Source organism: Devosia sp. LjRoot16, assembly GCF_964252795.1.
Lineage (GTDB): Bacteria > Pseudomonadota > Alphaproteobacteria > Rhizobiales > Devosiaceae > Devosia_A.
Genome location: NZ_CAXUPH020000001.1, coordinates 1,109,438 through 1,124,860, shown reverse-complemented (window position 1 = coordinate 1,124,860; position 15,423 = coordinate 1,109,438). Strand labels below are relative to the sequence as shown.

Here is a 15,423-nt window from a genome sequence, read left to right as displayed (position 1 = left end):
GGAAAAATCTGCAACCTTTCCTGAAAGCACTCCGCGACGACCGCCCGGATGGTCACTCGGCCCAGCGCACCGAGCCGTAGTCGATATTGCCCGGCGCATAGGCGGCGCGGAGGTCGAGATCGACGAGGCCCTTGGGGGCGACCACCACGTCGTCGACGCCGACCAGCGGGATGAACAGGCCATTGTCGAAATACAGATGCCCTGCCTTCTCGTAGAGCGCGTTGCGCGCCGTGATATCGGTCAGCGTACCGGCTTCCTGCAGCAGCGCATCGGCCTCGGGCAGCCCGCGGCCGTAGAAGTTGATCGGCGCGCCTGAGGCAAAGAAGATGCCTGACTGGTTCTCGGGATGGAGCGCATCCGGGGTCAGCTTGCCGATGTAGAAGTCGGGGCCATCCGGATTGTCCTTGAGCCCGAATGCGGCGCCCTGCGGCAGGATGGTGACAGTGGCGTTGATGCCGATGCTGGCGAGTTGCGCGACCAGCAGGTCGCCGACCCGGCCGAGCGCGTTCGACTCTTCGGTGCTGATGCCGATGGTGAGGGTGACCGGCCCCTTGGCTGTGACCGTGGCCTTGGCGGCTTCGAGATCATCAGGGAACACGACCGGGGCTACCGGGTCGAGCATGGCCTCGGGATAGACCGACTTGGCCGGATGGCCGTAGGCGCCGAAGGCGTCTGCCACCCAGGTCGCCGGGTTGATGGCGGTGAGGAAGGCCTTGAGGACTTCAGGGTCGGCAAGCGGCCCGGTCGGCTTCACGAAGCCGATGATTTCCGATGTGCTGGGCGCCGCAATTGCTTCGAGCTCGGGCGGAAGCGAGGCGAGCTGGGCCCACGGGTAGTTGGCGGGAACCGCGTCGGTTTCCTGCGCCTGCAGGTTCAGCACCTGCTGGCCGATATCGGGCACCAGTGGCAGCTCGATGGTCGAGAAGAACGGCGCCTTGCCGTAGTAGCTGTCATTGCGCTCGAGCGTGTAGCCCTGGCCGCGCTCGAAGCTCGTGAGCTTGAACGGCCCGGTGCCGTCGGCGTTGCTGTCGAGCCACGCGCCGGCCGCCTTGCCACCGCCATTGTCGGCGAGCGCCTTGGGGCTGATGACCTTGGGGCCCCAGGGGCTCGCAAAACTGTCGAGCAGCGAGGGTTGCGGCATGCCGAGCGTGATGACGACGGTCTTGTCGTCCGGGGCGGCGATGTCCTTCACGTTCCACAGGAAGTAGCTGAGGATCAGCTCGCTGTCGCGGCGGCGCTCGAACGAGGTTTTGACCGCTGCGGCGTTGAACGGCGTGCCGTCATGGAAACTCGCGCCCTCGACGAGATTGAACGTGTAGGTCAGGCCATCGTCCGAGATGCTCCAGTCCTTGGCGAGGAGGCCGCGGATTTCGGCGCTGCCCGGCACGTATTCGACGAGACCCTCGTAGACATTGTTGATGGCGGCGAGGCCGTCCATCTCGAAGGCATTGTCCGGATCGAACGAGTCGAAATCGGTGGCGATCGGCAGGCGCAGGGTTTCCTGGGCCTGGACAGCGCCGGCGGACAGGATGGCGAGAAGTGCAGCGCCGGCAAGCAGCCGGCCCGTGACGTGGCTGAATGGTTTCATTGTTGACGACATGAGTCGCTCCCTTGAACAGGGATCGACGGACCATCGTCGCCAATCCCTTGGCTTACGAGGTCTCCCGGGCTTTTGTCCCGCCGTGCGTCCGGCGGACTGTGGCGCCCGCCGGTGGCAGCTCTCGGACCAGACACGCAAAAAGCGCCGGAACCCTAGCCACCAGTCTCAGGCATGACGATGCAAGGGTCATGCCAGTGGTGTGGAATCGGTAAGGGATTGGAATTGCTGATGATTGCGACCGCGATTGACGACATCAGCGGTTAGATATGACCAAAAAATATGCGACAGAACAAATCTGCACAATTGTTAGGCGTGATGTGGCTCGTTGTATGACGGGATGGTGCAGTGGTCCTCCCCTGCGCAGCGGGGAGGATCACCGAGAGACCGAGGCTTACTAAAGCGCGATCCGCGGGTCCGCCACCGACTGCAGCACTTCCACCAGCATCGTGACGAGGATGTAGAACGCCCCGAACACCATGGCGATGCCGAGCACCGCCGGCAGGTCGGAACTCCCGAACGACTGCACGGTGTAAAGGCCGAGTCCCGGCCACGAGAAGATGCGCTCGACGATCAGGAGGTTCCCGTACAGCAGGCCGACCTGCAGCCCGAGCATGGCGAGCGGGGCCGAGGCGGCGTTGCGCAGCCCGTGGCGGAAGAAGATGCGGCCGCCGCTGAGGCCCTTGCCGCGCGCGGTGCGGATATAGGGTTGGCGCATCACATCGACGAGTGCCGAATTGAGCGAGCGACCCACCGAAATGGCGATCGGGACCGACAGGGCCAGTGCCGGCAGGAAGAGGTGCCAGATGGCATTGAGGGCGATGTCGGGACGTCCCAGCAGCAGCCCGTCGAGGACGAAGAAGCCGGTCGGTCCGGTGAAGCGGCGGATGTCGAGGCGACCGCTGCCGGGGAACCAGCCGAGCTTGAACCAGAGGAAATAGGCGAGCAGCAGCGCGGTCAGGAAGATCGGGAACGAGCCTGCCGCCAGCATGCCGAGCCGTACGCCGCCCGAGCGGGTCATCGTCGTCTGCGCAAAGGCGAGGAGGAACGCGAAGCTGGTGCCCAGCAGCATGGCGAAAACGATCAGCTCGAGCGAGGCCGGACCGTATTTCAGCACATCGGCTGCGATCGGCTGCCGGGTGCGGATCGAGGTGCCGAGATCGCCCTGTGCGAGGCGGCTCATGAACTGCCCGTATTGCACCAGCAGCGGCTGATCGAGGCCGAGTTCGGCGCGGATGCGCTCGATCGTTTCGACCGGCGCCGAGGGACCGGCAAGGGCGCGGGCCGGGTCAGCCGGAATGATCGCCTGGAGGCAGAAGACGATGAAGCTCATCACCACGAGGACGAGGACGAGGCCGCCGAGGCGTTTGGCGAGATATGCCAGCATGTCATGCACCTCGAAGGGCGGAGCGGATGCCGTCGCCGGCGAGGTTGGCGAGGATCGACATTACGAAGATCACCAGCGCCGGGATGATGGGCAGCCACCAGTAGACGGTGAGGCTGTCGACCGAGCGTGAGGTCATGGCGCCGAGTTCGGGGGCCGGGGCGGGGAGGCCGAGGCCGAGGAAGGAGATCACCGACAGGGTCAGGATGATGTTGGCGACATCGAGCGTCGCCGCCACCGCCAGCGCCGGCACCGCCCCCGGCAAGAGGTAGCGCAACATCAGGCGCGAGCCCTTCACCCCGGCGATGCGGGCTGCCTCGACATGCGGCCGGGCCCGGATGCGGCGGACTTCGTCGCGGGCCATGCGGGCATACCACGGCCACCAGAAGATGGTGATGGCGATCATGGTGTTGATGAGGCCGGGCCCGAGCGCCGCGACGACAGCGAGGGCGATCAGCGTCGAGGGGAGCACGAGGAACAGCTCCACCACCCGCTGCAGCAGCGCATCGACCCAGCCGCCGACCATGCCGGCGAAGACGCCGATCACCGTGCCGATGAGCAAGGCGATGCCGATGACGGCGAGGCCCGGGAGCCAGGTGTAGCGGACACCGAGGACGACGCGCGAGAACAGGTCGCGGCCGATTTCGTCGGTGCCGAACCAGTGCGCGGCCCCGGGCGGCAGGTAGGCGGCGGCGACGCGCAGCATCGGGTCGTAGGGTACGAAAAACGGGCCAAAGATGGCGACGAGCGTGATGACGAACACACCGGCGAGGCCGATGCGTTCGAGCCAGCCGACGCGGCGGAGCCACGCGAAGGCGGGGGGTGCGGTGGAGGCGGAGAGTTCGGTTGCGAGGGCCATTGTCGGTCTCGGTCAGCTGGCTAGAGCATCTGATTGGTCGCGCTCTCGAGGTGGAAAAGTCTGCAACTTTTCCTGAGAGCCCTCCAAGCGCGGCACGGCGCCGACCAGCATTTTCGTGTAGGGCGCCTGCGGGGCGGAAATGACCTGATCAGCCTCGCCGACTTCGACGAGATGGCCTTTCTCCAGCACCGCGATGCGGTCGGCGATAAGCCGGGCGGCGGCGAGATCGTGAGTGACGAACAGCATGGCCATGCCCATGGAGCGGCGGAGGCTCCCGAGGAGGTTGAGCGTCTGCGCCGCGAGGGAAACGTCCATGGCGCTGATCGGCTCGTCGCAGAGCAGCAGCTTTGGCGGCACGACCACGGCCCGGGCGACGGTAATGCGCTGGCACTGGCCGCCAGAAAGTTCGCTCGGCAGGGCGTGCTGCAGCGCCGGATCGACGCCAACGAGCTTCAGCGCTTCGGCGACCTTATTGTCCTGTTCACGCCGGCTAAGCCCCAGCGGACGGAGGCGGTCGCGGATCTGTTCGCCGACGGTGAGCCAGGGTGTAAGCGCCGCGACGGCATCCTGAAACACCACTTGCGGCGGGATGCCGCCGAACCATGATACGTCGCCCTCGTCGGGGGCGAGGAGGCCCGCCGCGATGCGGAGTAGGGTGGATTTGCCCGAGCCACTTTCACCGACGAGCGCGACGCACTCGCCTTGCTGGATCCTGAGGTCGATGCCGGCGAGGACCTGGGTCTGGCGGGCAGGACGAACGATCCCGCGCTTTGGGCCGAAGCTCTTCTCGATGCGGTAGAGCTCGAGCGCATTGGCTTCGCTCGCCGATGCCTCGGGCCAGCTCGGAGCTTCGCGAGCGCGGGCGAGCAGGTCCGGCACCCGATTGGATTGGAAGCACGCGACCTGTCGCCCATCCTGCCGGCGCACCAGGTCCGGCTTGCGCTCGGAGCACTCGGCTTCGGCAAGGGGGCAGCGGGTGACGTAGTTGCAGTGCGCGCCGCTCGGCCGGGCCCGCAACTGCTCGGAGGCGAGCGTCCCAAGCTGGCGGCCGCGGTCGGAATCGAGATCGAAGCGGGCGGCGAGGAGGCCCGCCGAGTAAGGGTGCGACGGCGCGGCGATCAGCGCGCGGGTGTGCCCGACTTCGGCAACGCGCCCGCCATAAAGCACCATCACCCGGTCGGCGAGTTCGGCGGCGACAGCGAGGTCGTGCGTGATGAAGAGCGTGGCGGTGTTGTGCTCACGGGCGAGATCGCGGAGCAGGGTCAGGATCTGCGCCTGCACCGTGACATCGAGTGCAGTCGTCGGCTCGTCGGCGATCAGCACGCGCGGCTTTGCCGCCATGCTCATTGCGATCAGCACGCGCTGGCGCTGGCCGCCCGACAGGCGGTGCGGCATGTCGGCGGCGATGCGCCTGGGGTCGGGCAGGCCGGTGCGGGCGAGCCACTCGAGCACTTCGTCGGCGCTGAGCCCGCTCTCACGCAACTGCGCGCCGATGCTCATCGTGGGGTTGAGCGCGCCCATCGGATCCTGCGGGACAGCGCGGACGAGGCTAAGTCGGAGGTCGCGCAACTCACGCGGCTTGGCGCCGACGATCTCGCGCCCGGCGAGGCGGATGCTGCCAGATATCTCGGGCTGCGCTTCGGCTGGGAGGAGCCCCTGCAGCGTCAGGCCGATGGTGGACTTGCCGGAGCCGCTCTCGCCGACGAGCGCGACGACCTCGCCGGGGGCGAGATCGAAGTCGATGCCGTCGAGCACAGTGCTGGCGCGGCCATCGCGGCTGAGGCGGACGTGGAGGCCGCGGATGGAAAGAACAGGGGCTTCGGGTTCGGTCGCTGGAAGAGTCATCGTTCCCTCACGTTGAGGGATGACGAGACGCTACGCTCGCCAATCCCTTGGCTAACGAGGTCTCCCGGGCTTTTGTCCCGCCGTGCACCTGGCGGGATGTCTCTCCCGACCAGTGGCAGCTCTCGGACCAGCCGCGCCGAAGCGCCGGAACCCTAGCCACCAACTCTCAGCTAGTGAAGCAAGCTCCGTGCCAGGCGGGAACGGCCAGAAACTATGGAATTATGCGGGTCGATGCATCCACGCTGCTCCAATTCTGAGCAACGCACATCGCCTTGCTTATTGGATTGGCATAACGGCGGTGGCCGACAGCATTGGATGCGCCTGGCACAATCCAAGCTGTGAGTCCGCTTTTGGCGCGAAGCGGAAGGTGGCAGCTGCCGAACCGGCAACGGCCAGCTTTCCTCCGGCCTGCGGTGGGCAGATCACAGCGATCAGTACGGTTTTGCTGGCTCTATGCGATACCTCTTTCGGAACTCTGCAAGCACCATCACGAGTGTCGCTTCAAAGGCACTGTGCTGGAAGCTCGTATTCTTTGGTTCGTGAAGATAGCGCCAATCAACAAACGCATCTTTATGCTGATGAAGGATGTGACGGATGCTGTAGTCGATGAAGAACCCGTTCGGGTGGAAGGGGGCTACCGATCGCTTGAATTCCGTATCTAACTTTTCCTGACTTTCGGGCTTCAGCCGTTCAAACAACGCCTCTAGATCGTGGGTTTTGGGCACTTTGGGATGGTCATTGTCGAAGACGAGCCACGCCTTGAGTGACAACTCCATTGCAAGCGCAAGCAGCATCGGCTCCACGCCGATATGTTCGGAGTTGCTCGGGTCCGCGCCGTCCCCGAATCCTGTGGTTGGAAAGGTCTTGGTCTTCCGCAGAATGGCCATCGCGGCGTCGCCGATCCTGATGGCCGTTGATAGGCGTCCACTCATCGGAAGCTCCTACCCCTCGATTTCCTCGCGCAGGGCTTCCAGTTCCAGCCATTCGTCCTCGGCCTTGCCGAGCGCTGCCTGGGCCTTTTCCAGCACCTTGCCGGTGTCGGTGAACTTCTGCGGGTCGCGGGCATAGAGGTTGCCATCGGCCAGCACCGCATTGAGCTTGGCGATCTCGGCTTCGAGCCTGGCGATCTCCTTGGGCAGGGTCTCGAGCGCATGCTTCTGCTTGAAGCTGAGCTTCTGCTTGGCGGCGGGATGCGAGCTGGTCTGCGGCAGTGCCGCCTGCCGTCCACCCTTCGGCTTCGGGGCGCTGGCGGGCGCCGTGACGCCATAGCCGCGCTGGCTCACCATGTCGGAATAGCCGCCCGGGTACTCGGTCCATTGCCCGCCGCCGTCCGACACCACCACTGAGGTGGCGACGCGGTCGAGGAAATCGCGGTCGTGGCTGACGACGATCACTGTACCCGGGTAGTCGGCCAGCATTTCCTGTAAGAGGTCGAGCGTTTCGAGGTCGAGGTCGTTGGTCGGTTCGTCCAGCACCAGCACGTTCGAGGGCAGCGACAGCACCCGCGCCAGCACCAGCCGGCCACGCTCGCCGCCTGACAGCTTGCTGACCGCGGTGCCGGCCTGCTCGGGGCCGAACAGGAAGTCCTTCAGATAGCCCATGAAGTGCTTGGGCTGGCCGTTGATGACGAGGGTATCCGAGCCGCCGCCGGTCACTGCCTCCTTGAGCGTCATGTCGGCGCTGAGCGTGGCGCGGCGCTGGTCGAGGCTCGCGAGTTCGAGGTTGGCGCCGAGCCGCACCGTGCCGCTGTCGGGCGGCAGCTCGCCGGTCAACAGCTTGATCAGGGTGGTCTTGCCCGCGCCATTGGCGCCGATGATCCCCAGCCGGTCGCCCCGGATCACCCTTGTGGTGAAATCCTTGACGATGACCCGCTCGCCAAAGGCCTTCGAGATATCCTTGGCCTCCATCACCATCTTGCCCGAGGTCTCGCCCTCGGCGACCGAGATCTTCACCTCGCCGACGCCGCGCTTCAGGTCGCGCCGTTCCTGGCGCAGCGCGAACAGCCCGTCGAGCCGGCGCACGTTGCGCTTGCGCCGGGCGGTGACGCCATAAGTCAGCCAGTGCTCCTCGCGGACGATCTGCCGGTCGAGCTTGTGCCGGGCGGTTTCCTCCTCCTCCATCACCTGGTCGCGCCATTCCTCGAAGCCGCCGAACCCCTTGTCGAGGCGGCGGGTGACGCCGCGGTCGAGCCAGACGGTCGAGCGGGTGAGGTCGGCGAGAAAGCGCCGGTCGTGGCTGATGATCACCAGCGCCGAGCGGATGCTGGAAAGCTCGTTCTCCAGCCACTCGATGGCCGGCAGGTCGAGGTGGTTGGTCGGCTCATCGAGCAGGATAATGTCCGGTTCGGGGGCCAGCACCCGGGCCAGGGCGGCGCGGCGCGCCTCGCCGCCGGAGAGTCGATGTGGCTCCTCGTTGCCGGTGAGGCCGAGCGCGTTGAGCAGGTAGGTGGCGCGGTAATGATCGTCGCCCGCCTGCATGCCGGCTTCGACATAGGCGAGCACGTTGGGATAGCCCGACAAATCCGGTTCCTGCGGAAGATAGCGGATGGTGGCGCCCGGCTGCAGGAAGCGACGGCCGCCATCGGGCTCGATTTCGCCGGCGGCGATCTTCAGCAGCGTCGATTTGCCGGAGCCGTTGCGGCCGACCAGCGCCACCTTCTCGCCCGGCAGCAGCGACAGTTCGGCGCCCTCCAGCAGCTCGCTGGAGCCCAGACGCAGGCGGATTTGCTGCAGGAACAATATGGGCGCGGCGGCCATCGGCTAGTCCAGTTCAATAGGTTCGGGGGCATAGAGCATGGGGCCGCCGCGAGATCAACGCGGGGGGTGCCGCGCTGGAGCGCTTTCAAGAAAATGCCTGTCCTCGCGAAGGCGGGGATTGCAGACGTTACCGGTTCGGAGACGCGCCAAATCAAAGACTTGAAGCACTTCGGCGCTTCTGCCGCGGCGAACTGCTGTTGCTGCCAAAGATGAATGAACCGAGCCTGACGGCCAGAGTCACAAGCCGTTCAACTGCCACTTGGCAAAAGCGCCCGGCCTCGGGCTTCGGGGCAGGTCGGGCAGGTGAGCGAGGGCCATGGGTTTGGGCCTTTGTCCGTCTGCCGGCAACCCCAGAGAGAGACTGGGTTCCGCCGCACGATCAACGCCCTTCGGGTCGGGCGCGTGTGGCGAAAGGGCGGATGCCGGACGGTTGGAGTCGGTCCGGCATCCGCCGCTAAGTCAGAGGGTTCAGTGCGCCGCTTCGCGGATCAGCACCGGCTCCATATCTTCGAACTTGAGGCCAAGCCGATCCCGCAACGACCGCCGCTTCGAAGCGAGGTCGGCGATAGTGTAGCTCTCGAGCACGTTGAAAAACGCGCCCAGTGCCTCGCGCAACGCCGCATTGACGTCGCAGCTGTCGGCCAAGGGGCAGGTCACGTCGCCATCCTCGAAGCACTCGGCCATCGAGAAGCTCTCTTCGGTAAGGCGGACGGTGTCGAGCAGGGTGATCTCTTCGGCCGGACGGCCGAGCTTGATGCCGCCGCGGCGGCCGCGCACCGTCTCGATCAGGCCGTTTTCAACCAGCGGCTTGATCAGCTTGAACAGGAACAGTTCCGAAATCGCATGTGCCTTGGCGATGTCGGCGACCCGGCTGAGGCCGGGCGCATTGACCGCACAATAGATCAGAGTGCGGATGGCGTAGTTGGACTGGCGAGTCAGTCTCATCGAATCTCCGATTCGGCGCGTCACGCCGACTTCTTGCTGCTTCCCCACGCAAAGCCCCGGATACCGGGCAATCTCTGCGGCTGGATGGGGTCTGGAACCGCCCACAGTTTATAACGGTTCTAAACTTAGTCAAGAAAACATGACGCCTGCGTTCAGGATTGTGCGGGCGGGGGAGATCGGCCCGCCCGCACATCGCATCATTTGTCGAGATAGGGCCGGTGCAGCGCCAGGTCAGGCTCGCTGAGGCGATCCTGCGCGGTAAAGTTCTGGTGCCAGTAGGGGTAGGGGAGGTTCGGCTGGCTGACCGCGTCGAGTCTGCCCAGTTCCTCGGCGGTGAGCTGCAGCTCGGCGGCTTTCAGGTTGTCCTCGAACTGCTCGATATTGCGGCCGCCGACGATCACCGAGGCAACGATCGGCTTACTCAACAGCCAGGCCAGCGACACCTGCGCGCCGGAGACGCCATGCGCGCCGGCCACTTCGTTGACCACATCGACGATCTTCCACAGGTGCTCCGGATCATAGATCGGCGGCTCCTTGAAGCCGCGCACCTGCCGGCCATCGCTCGGCTTCGAGTTGCGGGTGTACTTGCCCGACAGCCACCCGCCGGCCAGCGGCGACCACACCAGCACCGAAACGCCCTGGTCGAGCCCGGCCGGGATCAGCTCGAATTCGGCCTCGCGCGAGTGCAGCGTATAGTGGATCTGCTGGGAGACGAAGCGCTGGTAGTTGCGCTCGTTCGAGGTGGCGAGCGCCTTCATCAGGTGCCAGGCCGAATAGTTCGAGCAGCCGATATAGCGGACCTTGCCCGAGCGGACGAGCGTATCGAGCGCCTCCAGCGTTTCCTCGAGCGGCGTCTGCCCGTCCCACTCATGCACCTGGTAGAGGTCGATGACCTCGGTCTTCATCCGTTTGAGCGACGCTTCCGCCTCGCGGATGATGTGCCAGCGGCTGAGGCCGCGATCATTGGGCCCCTTGCCGCGTGGGAAGCGCACCTTGGTGGCGATCAGCAGCCGATCACGCCGCCCGTCGGTCAGCGCCTCGCCGATGATCGTTTCCGAGACGCTCCCCGAATAGACGTTGGCGGTGTCGATCAGGTTGACGCCCTGGTCGAGGCAGAGGTCGATCTGGCGCTGCGCCTCCTTGACGTTGGTATCGCCCCACAACCCATCGCCGCCGAACGTCGCCGTGCCGATCGACAGCGACGAGACCTTGAGGCCGGAACGGCCGAGCAATCGATAGTCCATGCTACCCTCCAGGAAATGTCGGCGCGGACCCTAAACCAGCGCGATGACAATGGGGAGTGTCCAAAGGCACGACGGAGCGCCGGCCGCCGGAAGCGGGGACAGAGACCGGCAGAAGAGCCTTCCAGGGGCTGATCTCGCAACCCGCTTTGGCGTGAGTTAACAAACCGCTACCCGGGTCGTCAGGCAACGGTCAGCACGACCGCCTTACTCTACGGCTCGGAGGTGGTGGAGGTGATCGCTTACATCGTGCAATTGCCAAGGGGCGACATCAGGCGCTTCGGCATGTTCAGCAGCATCGTGGTGCAGTCCGAGGAGATTCCCAGCATCGTCAGCATCGAGCCCGGTTACGCCGTGCGGCTGATGCGAGCCCACACGCAGATGGCTGCCATCATGGGGCAGATGTTCCCGACCTGGCGGATCGAACGGCTGACCGAGACGACGCGGCGCCCGTCATCAGGCCGGCCAGTGCTGCTGCACCCGCCCATCCTCGCTTTCAAGAAAGACCCGGTTATCTCCTCGGGTCCGCCGGGCCATGTCGACCGCGGCGCGGACCGCCCGATCCAGCGTTGAGTGGTTCGCGAGGACGGTAGGGCCGACGCTCAGGGTCCAGCGACCCTGGTTCGGGGAGACGAGAAATCGGAGGGGCTGCATCATCTGTTGCGTGCGCCGATCCTGTTACGAGGACACCAGCGTGCGCAATGCCGCGTTATCGGCGCGTTAACCGTTTGGCTGGTCAGGAGACCACGGTGATTTTCTCGCTGGCGCGGGTGACCCCGGTGTAGAGCCAGCGCTGCCGATCCTCGCGGAAGACATAGCTTTCGTCGAACAGGTAGACGTTGTCCCACTGGCTGCCCTGGGCTTTGTGCACGGTGAGGCAATAGCCGAAAGTGAACTCGTCGTACTGGCGGCGCTCGGGCCAGCTCAGTTGGTCTTCTTCGCCCGAAAAGAACGCCGCGTGCGTCACCACTTTGGCCTGCGTCGCCTTGGCGCCGGTGACTTCGTCCGGGTCGAGCGTCATCGAGTAGCGGGCGTTGGAGCGCTTCTTGACCTCGGCAGCCGTCCAGATCTGGCCATTGAGCAGCTTCTTGACCGGGTTGTTCCTGAGGCACACCAGGCGATCGCCGGCCACCGGCTCGTGCCGGGGCAGGTTCTTGATCTCGCGGATGCGGTCATTATAGGCCACCCGCGTCTTGTTGCGGCCGGCCAGCACCTGGTCAGCTTCCATCACCGCGTCGCGGTCGACATCGGCGCGCGGAATGACGAGGCTCTCGCCATAGCGGCCATGCTCGAGATAGCCGCCCTCGCGGATTTCCATCGACATGCGGATGATCGGGTTGTCCGCCGCCTGCCGGTGGATCTCGGTGAGCATATAGTCGGGCTCGTCGGCGGTGAAGAAACCAGCGCCCTGCACCGGCGGCAGCTGGAACGGATCGCCCAGCACCAGCACCTTGGTGCCGAAGCTGAGCAGGTCCCGGCCGAGCTGCTCGTCGACCATCGAGACCTCGTCGATGACGATCAGGTCGGCGGTCAGCGCCTCGCTCTCCGGGTCGAGCGCGAATTTCGGCTCGCCATCTTTCTCCGACACCAGCGCGTAGATCAGCGAGTGGATGGTCGAGGCGCCGCGCGCCCCGTATTTCCGCATCACCATCGCCGCCTTGCCGGTGAAGGCGGCATATTTCACCGACTTCACCCCCTGGGCGAGATGGCGGGCGAGCGTCGATTTGCCGGTGCCGGCCCAGCCGAACAGCCGGAACACCTGCTTGCCGTCCTTGTCCTTCAGCCAGCGCGATACCGACTGCAGCGCTTCATCCTGTTGCGGCGACCACTCCATCAGGCGATGCGCACCGCGACGGTTCCGATGCCTGATATCGAGCCTTCGAGCAGGTCGCCCTTGACCACAGCCGAAACCCCGGCCGGGGTGCCGGTGAAGATCAGGTCGCCGGGGAACAGTTCAAAGTACTTCGACAACTCGGCGATCACATGCGGCAGGTCCCAGGTCATGTCGGCGATATCGGCCGACTGGCGGGTCTCGCCATTGACGCGGAGCTCGATGGCGCCCCTGAGTGGGGTTGGAATGCTCGCGGCCGGGACCAGTGTGCCGATCGGCGCGGAATGGTCGAACCCTTTGGCCACTTCCCAGGGCTTGGCGCCCTTCTTGGCCCAGGCCTGGAGGTCGCGGCGCGTCAGGTCAATGCCGACCGCATAGCCCCAGACATGGCGCATCGCCTCGGCGACGGCGATGTTCCTGCCGCCGGCGCCGATGGCGGCGACCAGCTCGATCTCGTGGTGGTGGTTCTGCGTCTCGGACGGGTAAGGCGAATCGGCGCCCTCGATCACCAGCGCATCGGCGGGTTTGGCGAAGAAGAACGGCGGCTCGGCATTGGGATCGTGCCCCATCTCGCGCGCGTGCTCGGCATAGTTGCGGCCCACGCAATAGATGCGGCGGACCGGGAACAGTCCTCCGCCGGCAACGGGGACGGCAGGCTGCGGCGGCGGCGCGATAACGTAATCGGACATCGTGGTTCCCATACTCTGAGGCGCGCCACACTAATCGAATCGGCCGTGGGACAAAATGAGAACTTTGCTCGTCGGCAAGTTCCCTGGGGGCGGCGGCTGCGCCGTTTGGGGTGCTTGACTTGGCCGTTGGGGTCGGGCTCGGGTTGACCTCTACTTGAGGAGTACGCCGTGACCGCCATCGACCCGTTCGACATTCCCAACCTGGTGCCGGACTTCGAGGCGGTGAAGAATGGCAACCTCGCCGCCAGCGCCCGCACCCGCGCCACACTGAGGAGCCGGTTCGACCTCAGCTACGGCGACGGAGCGCGGCAGCGGCTCGACCTGTTCTTTCCCGAGAACGCCACGGGGCCGCTGCCGATCCACATGTTCATCCACGGCGGCTACTGGTTCTTGAACGACAAGGAAATGTTCGCCTTTCCCGCCGAGACCATCACCCGCAGCGGCGCCATCGCGGCGATCGTCGAATACACGCTGATCCCCAATTCCCGCATGGCGCAGCTGGTCGACGAAGTGCGGCAGGCGGCCCGCTGGCTGATCGGAAATGCGGCAAGCTTTGGCGGCGACCCCAATGCGTTTTCGGCCTCGGGGCACTCGGCCGGGGGGCACCTCGCGAGCTATGTCGCGGCGCGCGCCCCGCACGAGGCGCATGCGCCCAATATCCCGGTGAAGTCGCTGCTGCTGGTGTCTGGGCTCTATGACCTGCGGCCGATCACCCAGAGCTACCTGCAGCCTGACCTGCTGCTGACCGACGAGGAGGTGGCCAACTTCTCCCCGCTCGGCGCCGAGCAGCTGGCCGGCCCCGAGGTGGTGGTGGCGGTCGGCCACAACGAGACCGAGCCGTTTCACCTGCAGGCGCAGGACCTCTGCTTCGCCGCCGAACGGCGCGGCCTCAACTACGAGCGGATCACGTTGCCCGATCTCGACCACATGACCATCGTCCGCGACCTCGGCCGGCCCGAGAGCCGCATGGGCGGGTTGCTGGCGGAGACGATTGCGGCGTCGCGGGGATAGGGGTTCTGAACCGGTAGTCACGGGAGGCGGCCGAGCGTGGGGATGGCCCCCACCTCGCCTCCCCACCGGGTGTCATCCCAGCGAAAGCTGGGACCCATTTCACAGCCCGCGCGGAGGGAGAGTTGGGTCCCAGCTTTCGCTGGGATGACATCGAGTGGGTGGAGAAACCGTGCAACCCAACGGCGAAATCCCTCGAGCCCCCGCCCCTCAAACCTCGATATCGAACACCAGCAAACCCTTCACCCCACCCTCGAGCGCCGCAACCAGCCGCTTGCCCGCCTCCTGGTGCTTGCCATCGGCGAGGTACGCGTCGCGCGCCGCGGCGTCCGGAAAGTCCATGGTAAAACCGTCGACAAAGCCCTGGTGCAGGCCCTCGGGCGAGACGTTCGGCCCATAGCTCATGTGATCGATCGCAAGATGCACGCCGAGTGCTGCGAGCTGGTCGTAGATCGACTGTATCTCGCTCAGGGGGACATCGTCGCGGAATTTCAGGAACACGCAGTGCCGGATGGTCATCAGTAGGTGGTCCTGCCGCCAGAGAGATCGAACACCGAGGCGGTGGTAAAACTGTTTTCCTTCGACACCAGCCAGGCGACCATGTTGGCGAGCTCATCCACCTCGAGGAAGCGGCCGCGCGGGATGCGGCTCAGCATGTACTCGATGAACTCCTTGGTGACTTCCTTGAGGATGGCGGTATTGGCCACCGCCGGGGTGATGGCGTTGACCGCGATATCGTACTTGGCGACTTCCTTGCCCAGCGCCTTCACCAGCCCGAGCACGCCGGATTTTGAGGCGGCATAAGCGGCGGCATTGGGGTTGCCCTCTTTGCCAGCGACCGACGAGATGTTGACGATTCGGCCATAGTTGCGCGCTTTCATCGAGGGGATCACCACGCGGTTGACGTAGAACGTGCCGTTGAGGTTGATCTCGATGACGCGCCGCCATTCATCGAGCCCGTACTCGTCGAGCGGGGCGTTCTTGCCGGCAATGCCGGCCGAGTTGAGGAGGATCGAGACCGGGCCGACCTGCTTCTCCACCGTAGCGTGCGCCGCGGCCAGCCCGTCATAATCGGTGATATCGACCGTCTGGCTCGATGCGCCGGCGCCGAGCAGCCCCGTTGCCAGCTTCAAGGCCTCGGCGTCGCGGTCCCAGAGGCTGACTTTGGCGCCCGAGGCGATGAAGCGCTTGGCGCAGGCCAGGCCGAAGCCCGAGGCGCCGCCGGTGACCACGGCCACCTGCCCGTTGAGATCGATCTGATTCACGTT

The 15,423-nt window shown here is 65.4% G+C and carries 14 protein-coding genes and 2 riboswitches; of the genes, 1 reads left to right on the top strand and 13 read right to left on the bottom strand.

The features are described 5' to 3' along the window. Positions 1–52 precede the first annotated feature (52 nt). From ACSQ23_RS05265 to ACSQ23_RS05215, 11 genes are all read right to left on the bottom strand, one after another. Complete coding sequence (locus ACSQ23_RS05265) at positions 53–1,600, bottom strand: ABC transporter substrate-binding protein (RefSeq protein WP_436089974.1); 1,548 nt, start codon at positions 1,598–1,600, stop codon at positions 53–55. A 59-nt stretch (positions 1,601–1,659) separates the two neighbouring features. Next, a riboswitch (guanidine-I (ykkC/yxkD leader) is annotated at positions 1,660–1,767 on the bottom strand. A 227-nt stretch (positions 1,768–1,994) separates the two neighbouring features. After that, on the bottom strand, positions 1,995–2,984 hold the full coding sequence (locus tag ACSQ23_RS05260; protein ID WP_055873581.1) for an ABC transporter permease: 990 nt from the start codon (positions 2,982–2,984) through the stop codon (positions 1,995–1,997). A 1-nt stretch (position 2,985) separates the two neighbouring features. Continuing rightward, positions 2,986–3,840: an ABC transporter permease gene (locus tag ACSQ23_RS05255; RefSeq protein ID WP_436089973.1), complete on the bottom strand. Its 855-nt coding sequence runs from the start codon at positions 3,838–3,840 to the stop codon at positions 2,986–2,988. 12 nt (positions 3,841–3,852) lie between these two features. Further along, complete coding sequence (locus ACSQ23_RS05250) at positions 3,853–5,685, bottom strand: oligopeptide/dipeptide ABC transporter ATP-binding protein (RefSeq protein ID WP_436089972.1); 1,833 nt, start codon at positions 5,683–5,685, stop codon at positions 3,853–3,855. Between the two features lie 59 nt (positions 5,686–5,744). Beyond that, a riboswitch (guanidine-I (ykkC/yxkD leader) is annotated at positions 5,745–5,852 on the bottom strand. A 264-nt stretch (positions 5,853–6,116) separates the two neighbouring features. Then, entirely contained in the window at positions 6,117–6,617 is a 501-nt protein-coding gene (locus ACSQ23_RS05245; protein WP_436089971.1) for a hypothetical protein, read from the bottom strand. Between the two features lie 9 nt (positions 6,618–6,626). Then, positions 6,627–8,441 (bottom strand): ABC-F family ATP-binding cassette domain-containing protein, encoded by a 1,815-nt coding sequence (locus tag ACSQ23_RS05240; protein ID WP_436089970.1) that lies wholly within the window; start codon positions 8,439–8,441, stop codon positions 6,627–6,629. Between the two features lie 468 nt (positions 8,442–8,909). Further along, positions 8,910–9,386 (bottom strand): iron-responsive transcriptional regulator RirA, encoded by a 477-nt coding sequence (gene rirA / locus ACSQ23_RS05235; protein ID WP_055873572.1) that lies wholly within the window; start codon positions 9,384–9,386, stop codon positions 8,910–8,912. Between the two features lie 197 nt (positions 9,387–9,583). Beyond that, the gene (locus ACSQ23_RS05230) at positions 9,584–10,630 is read right to left on the bottom strand and encodes an aldo/keto reductase (protein WP_436089969.1); all 1,047 of its coding nucleotides are present in this window, start codon (positions 10,628–10,630) and stop codon (positions 9,584–9,586) included. A 453-nt stretch (positions 10,631–11,083) separates the two neighbouring features. After that, a complete protein-coding gene (locus ACSQ23_RS05225) occupies positions 11,084–11,281 on the bottom strand; it encodes a DUF2188 domain-containing protein (RefSeq protein WP_436090568.1) in 198 nt (65 codons plus the stop codon). Positions 11,282–11,363: 82 nt separating this feature from the next. After that, on the bottom strand, positions 11,364–12,461 hold the full coding sequence (locus tag ACSQ23_RS05220; protein ID WP_055873563.1) for an ATP-dependent DNA helicase: 1,098 nt from the start codon (positions 12,459–12,461) through the stop codon (positions 11,364–11,366). Then, the gene (locus ACSQ23_RS05215) at positions 12,461–13,147 is read right to left on the bottom strand and encodes a fumarylacetoacetate hydrolase family protein (protein ID WP_436089968.1); all 687 of its coding nucleotides are present in this window, start codon (positions 13,145–13,147) and stop codon (positions 12,461–12,463) included. Before ACSQ23_RS05215 ends, ACSQ23_RS05220 begins: the two co-directional genes overlap by 1 nt. 168 nt (positions 13,148–13,315) lie before the next feature. Here ACSQ23_RS05215 and ACSQ23_RS05210 point away from each other — a divergent pair, with 168 nt between their 5' ends. Next, on the top strand, positions 13,316–14,158 hold the full coding sequence (locus ACSQ23_RS05210; RefSeq protein ID WP_055873557.1) for an alpha/beta hydrolase: 843 nt from the start codon (positions 13,316–13,318) through the stop codon (positions 14,156–14,158). A gap of 207 nt (positions 14,159–14,365) precedes the next feature. Here ACSQ23_RS05210 and ACSQ23_RS05205 read toward each other — a convergent pair whose 3' ends face one another. Together ACSQ23_RS05205 and ACSQ23_RS05200 are read right to left on the bottom strand one after the other, a co-directional pair. Next, on the bottom strand, positions 14,366–14,674 hold the full coding sequence (locus ACSQ23_RS05205) for a Dabb family protein (protein WP_055873554.1): 309 nt from the start codon (positions 14,672–14,674) through the stop codon (positions 14,366–14,368). Next, entirely contained in the window at positions 14,674–15,420 is a 747-nt protein-coding gene (locus tag ACSQ23_RS05200) for an SDR family NAD(P)-dependent oxidoreductase (RefSeq protein WP_436089967.1), read from the bottom strand. Before ACSQ23_RS05200 ends, ACSQ23_RS05205 begins: the two co-directional genes overlap by 1 nt. Positions 15,421–15,423 lie beyond the last annotated feature (3 nt).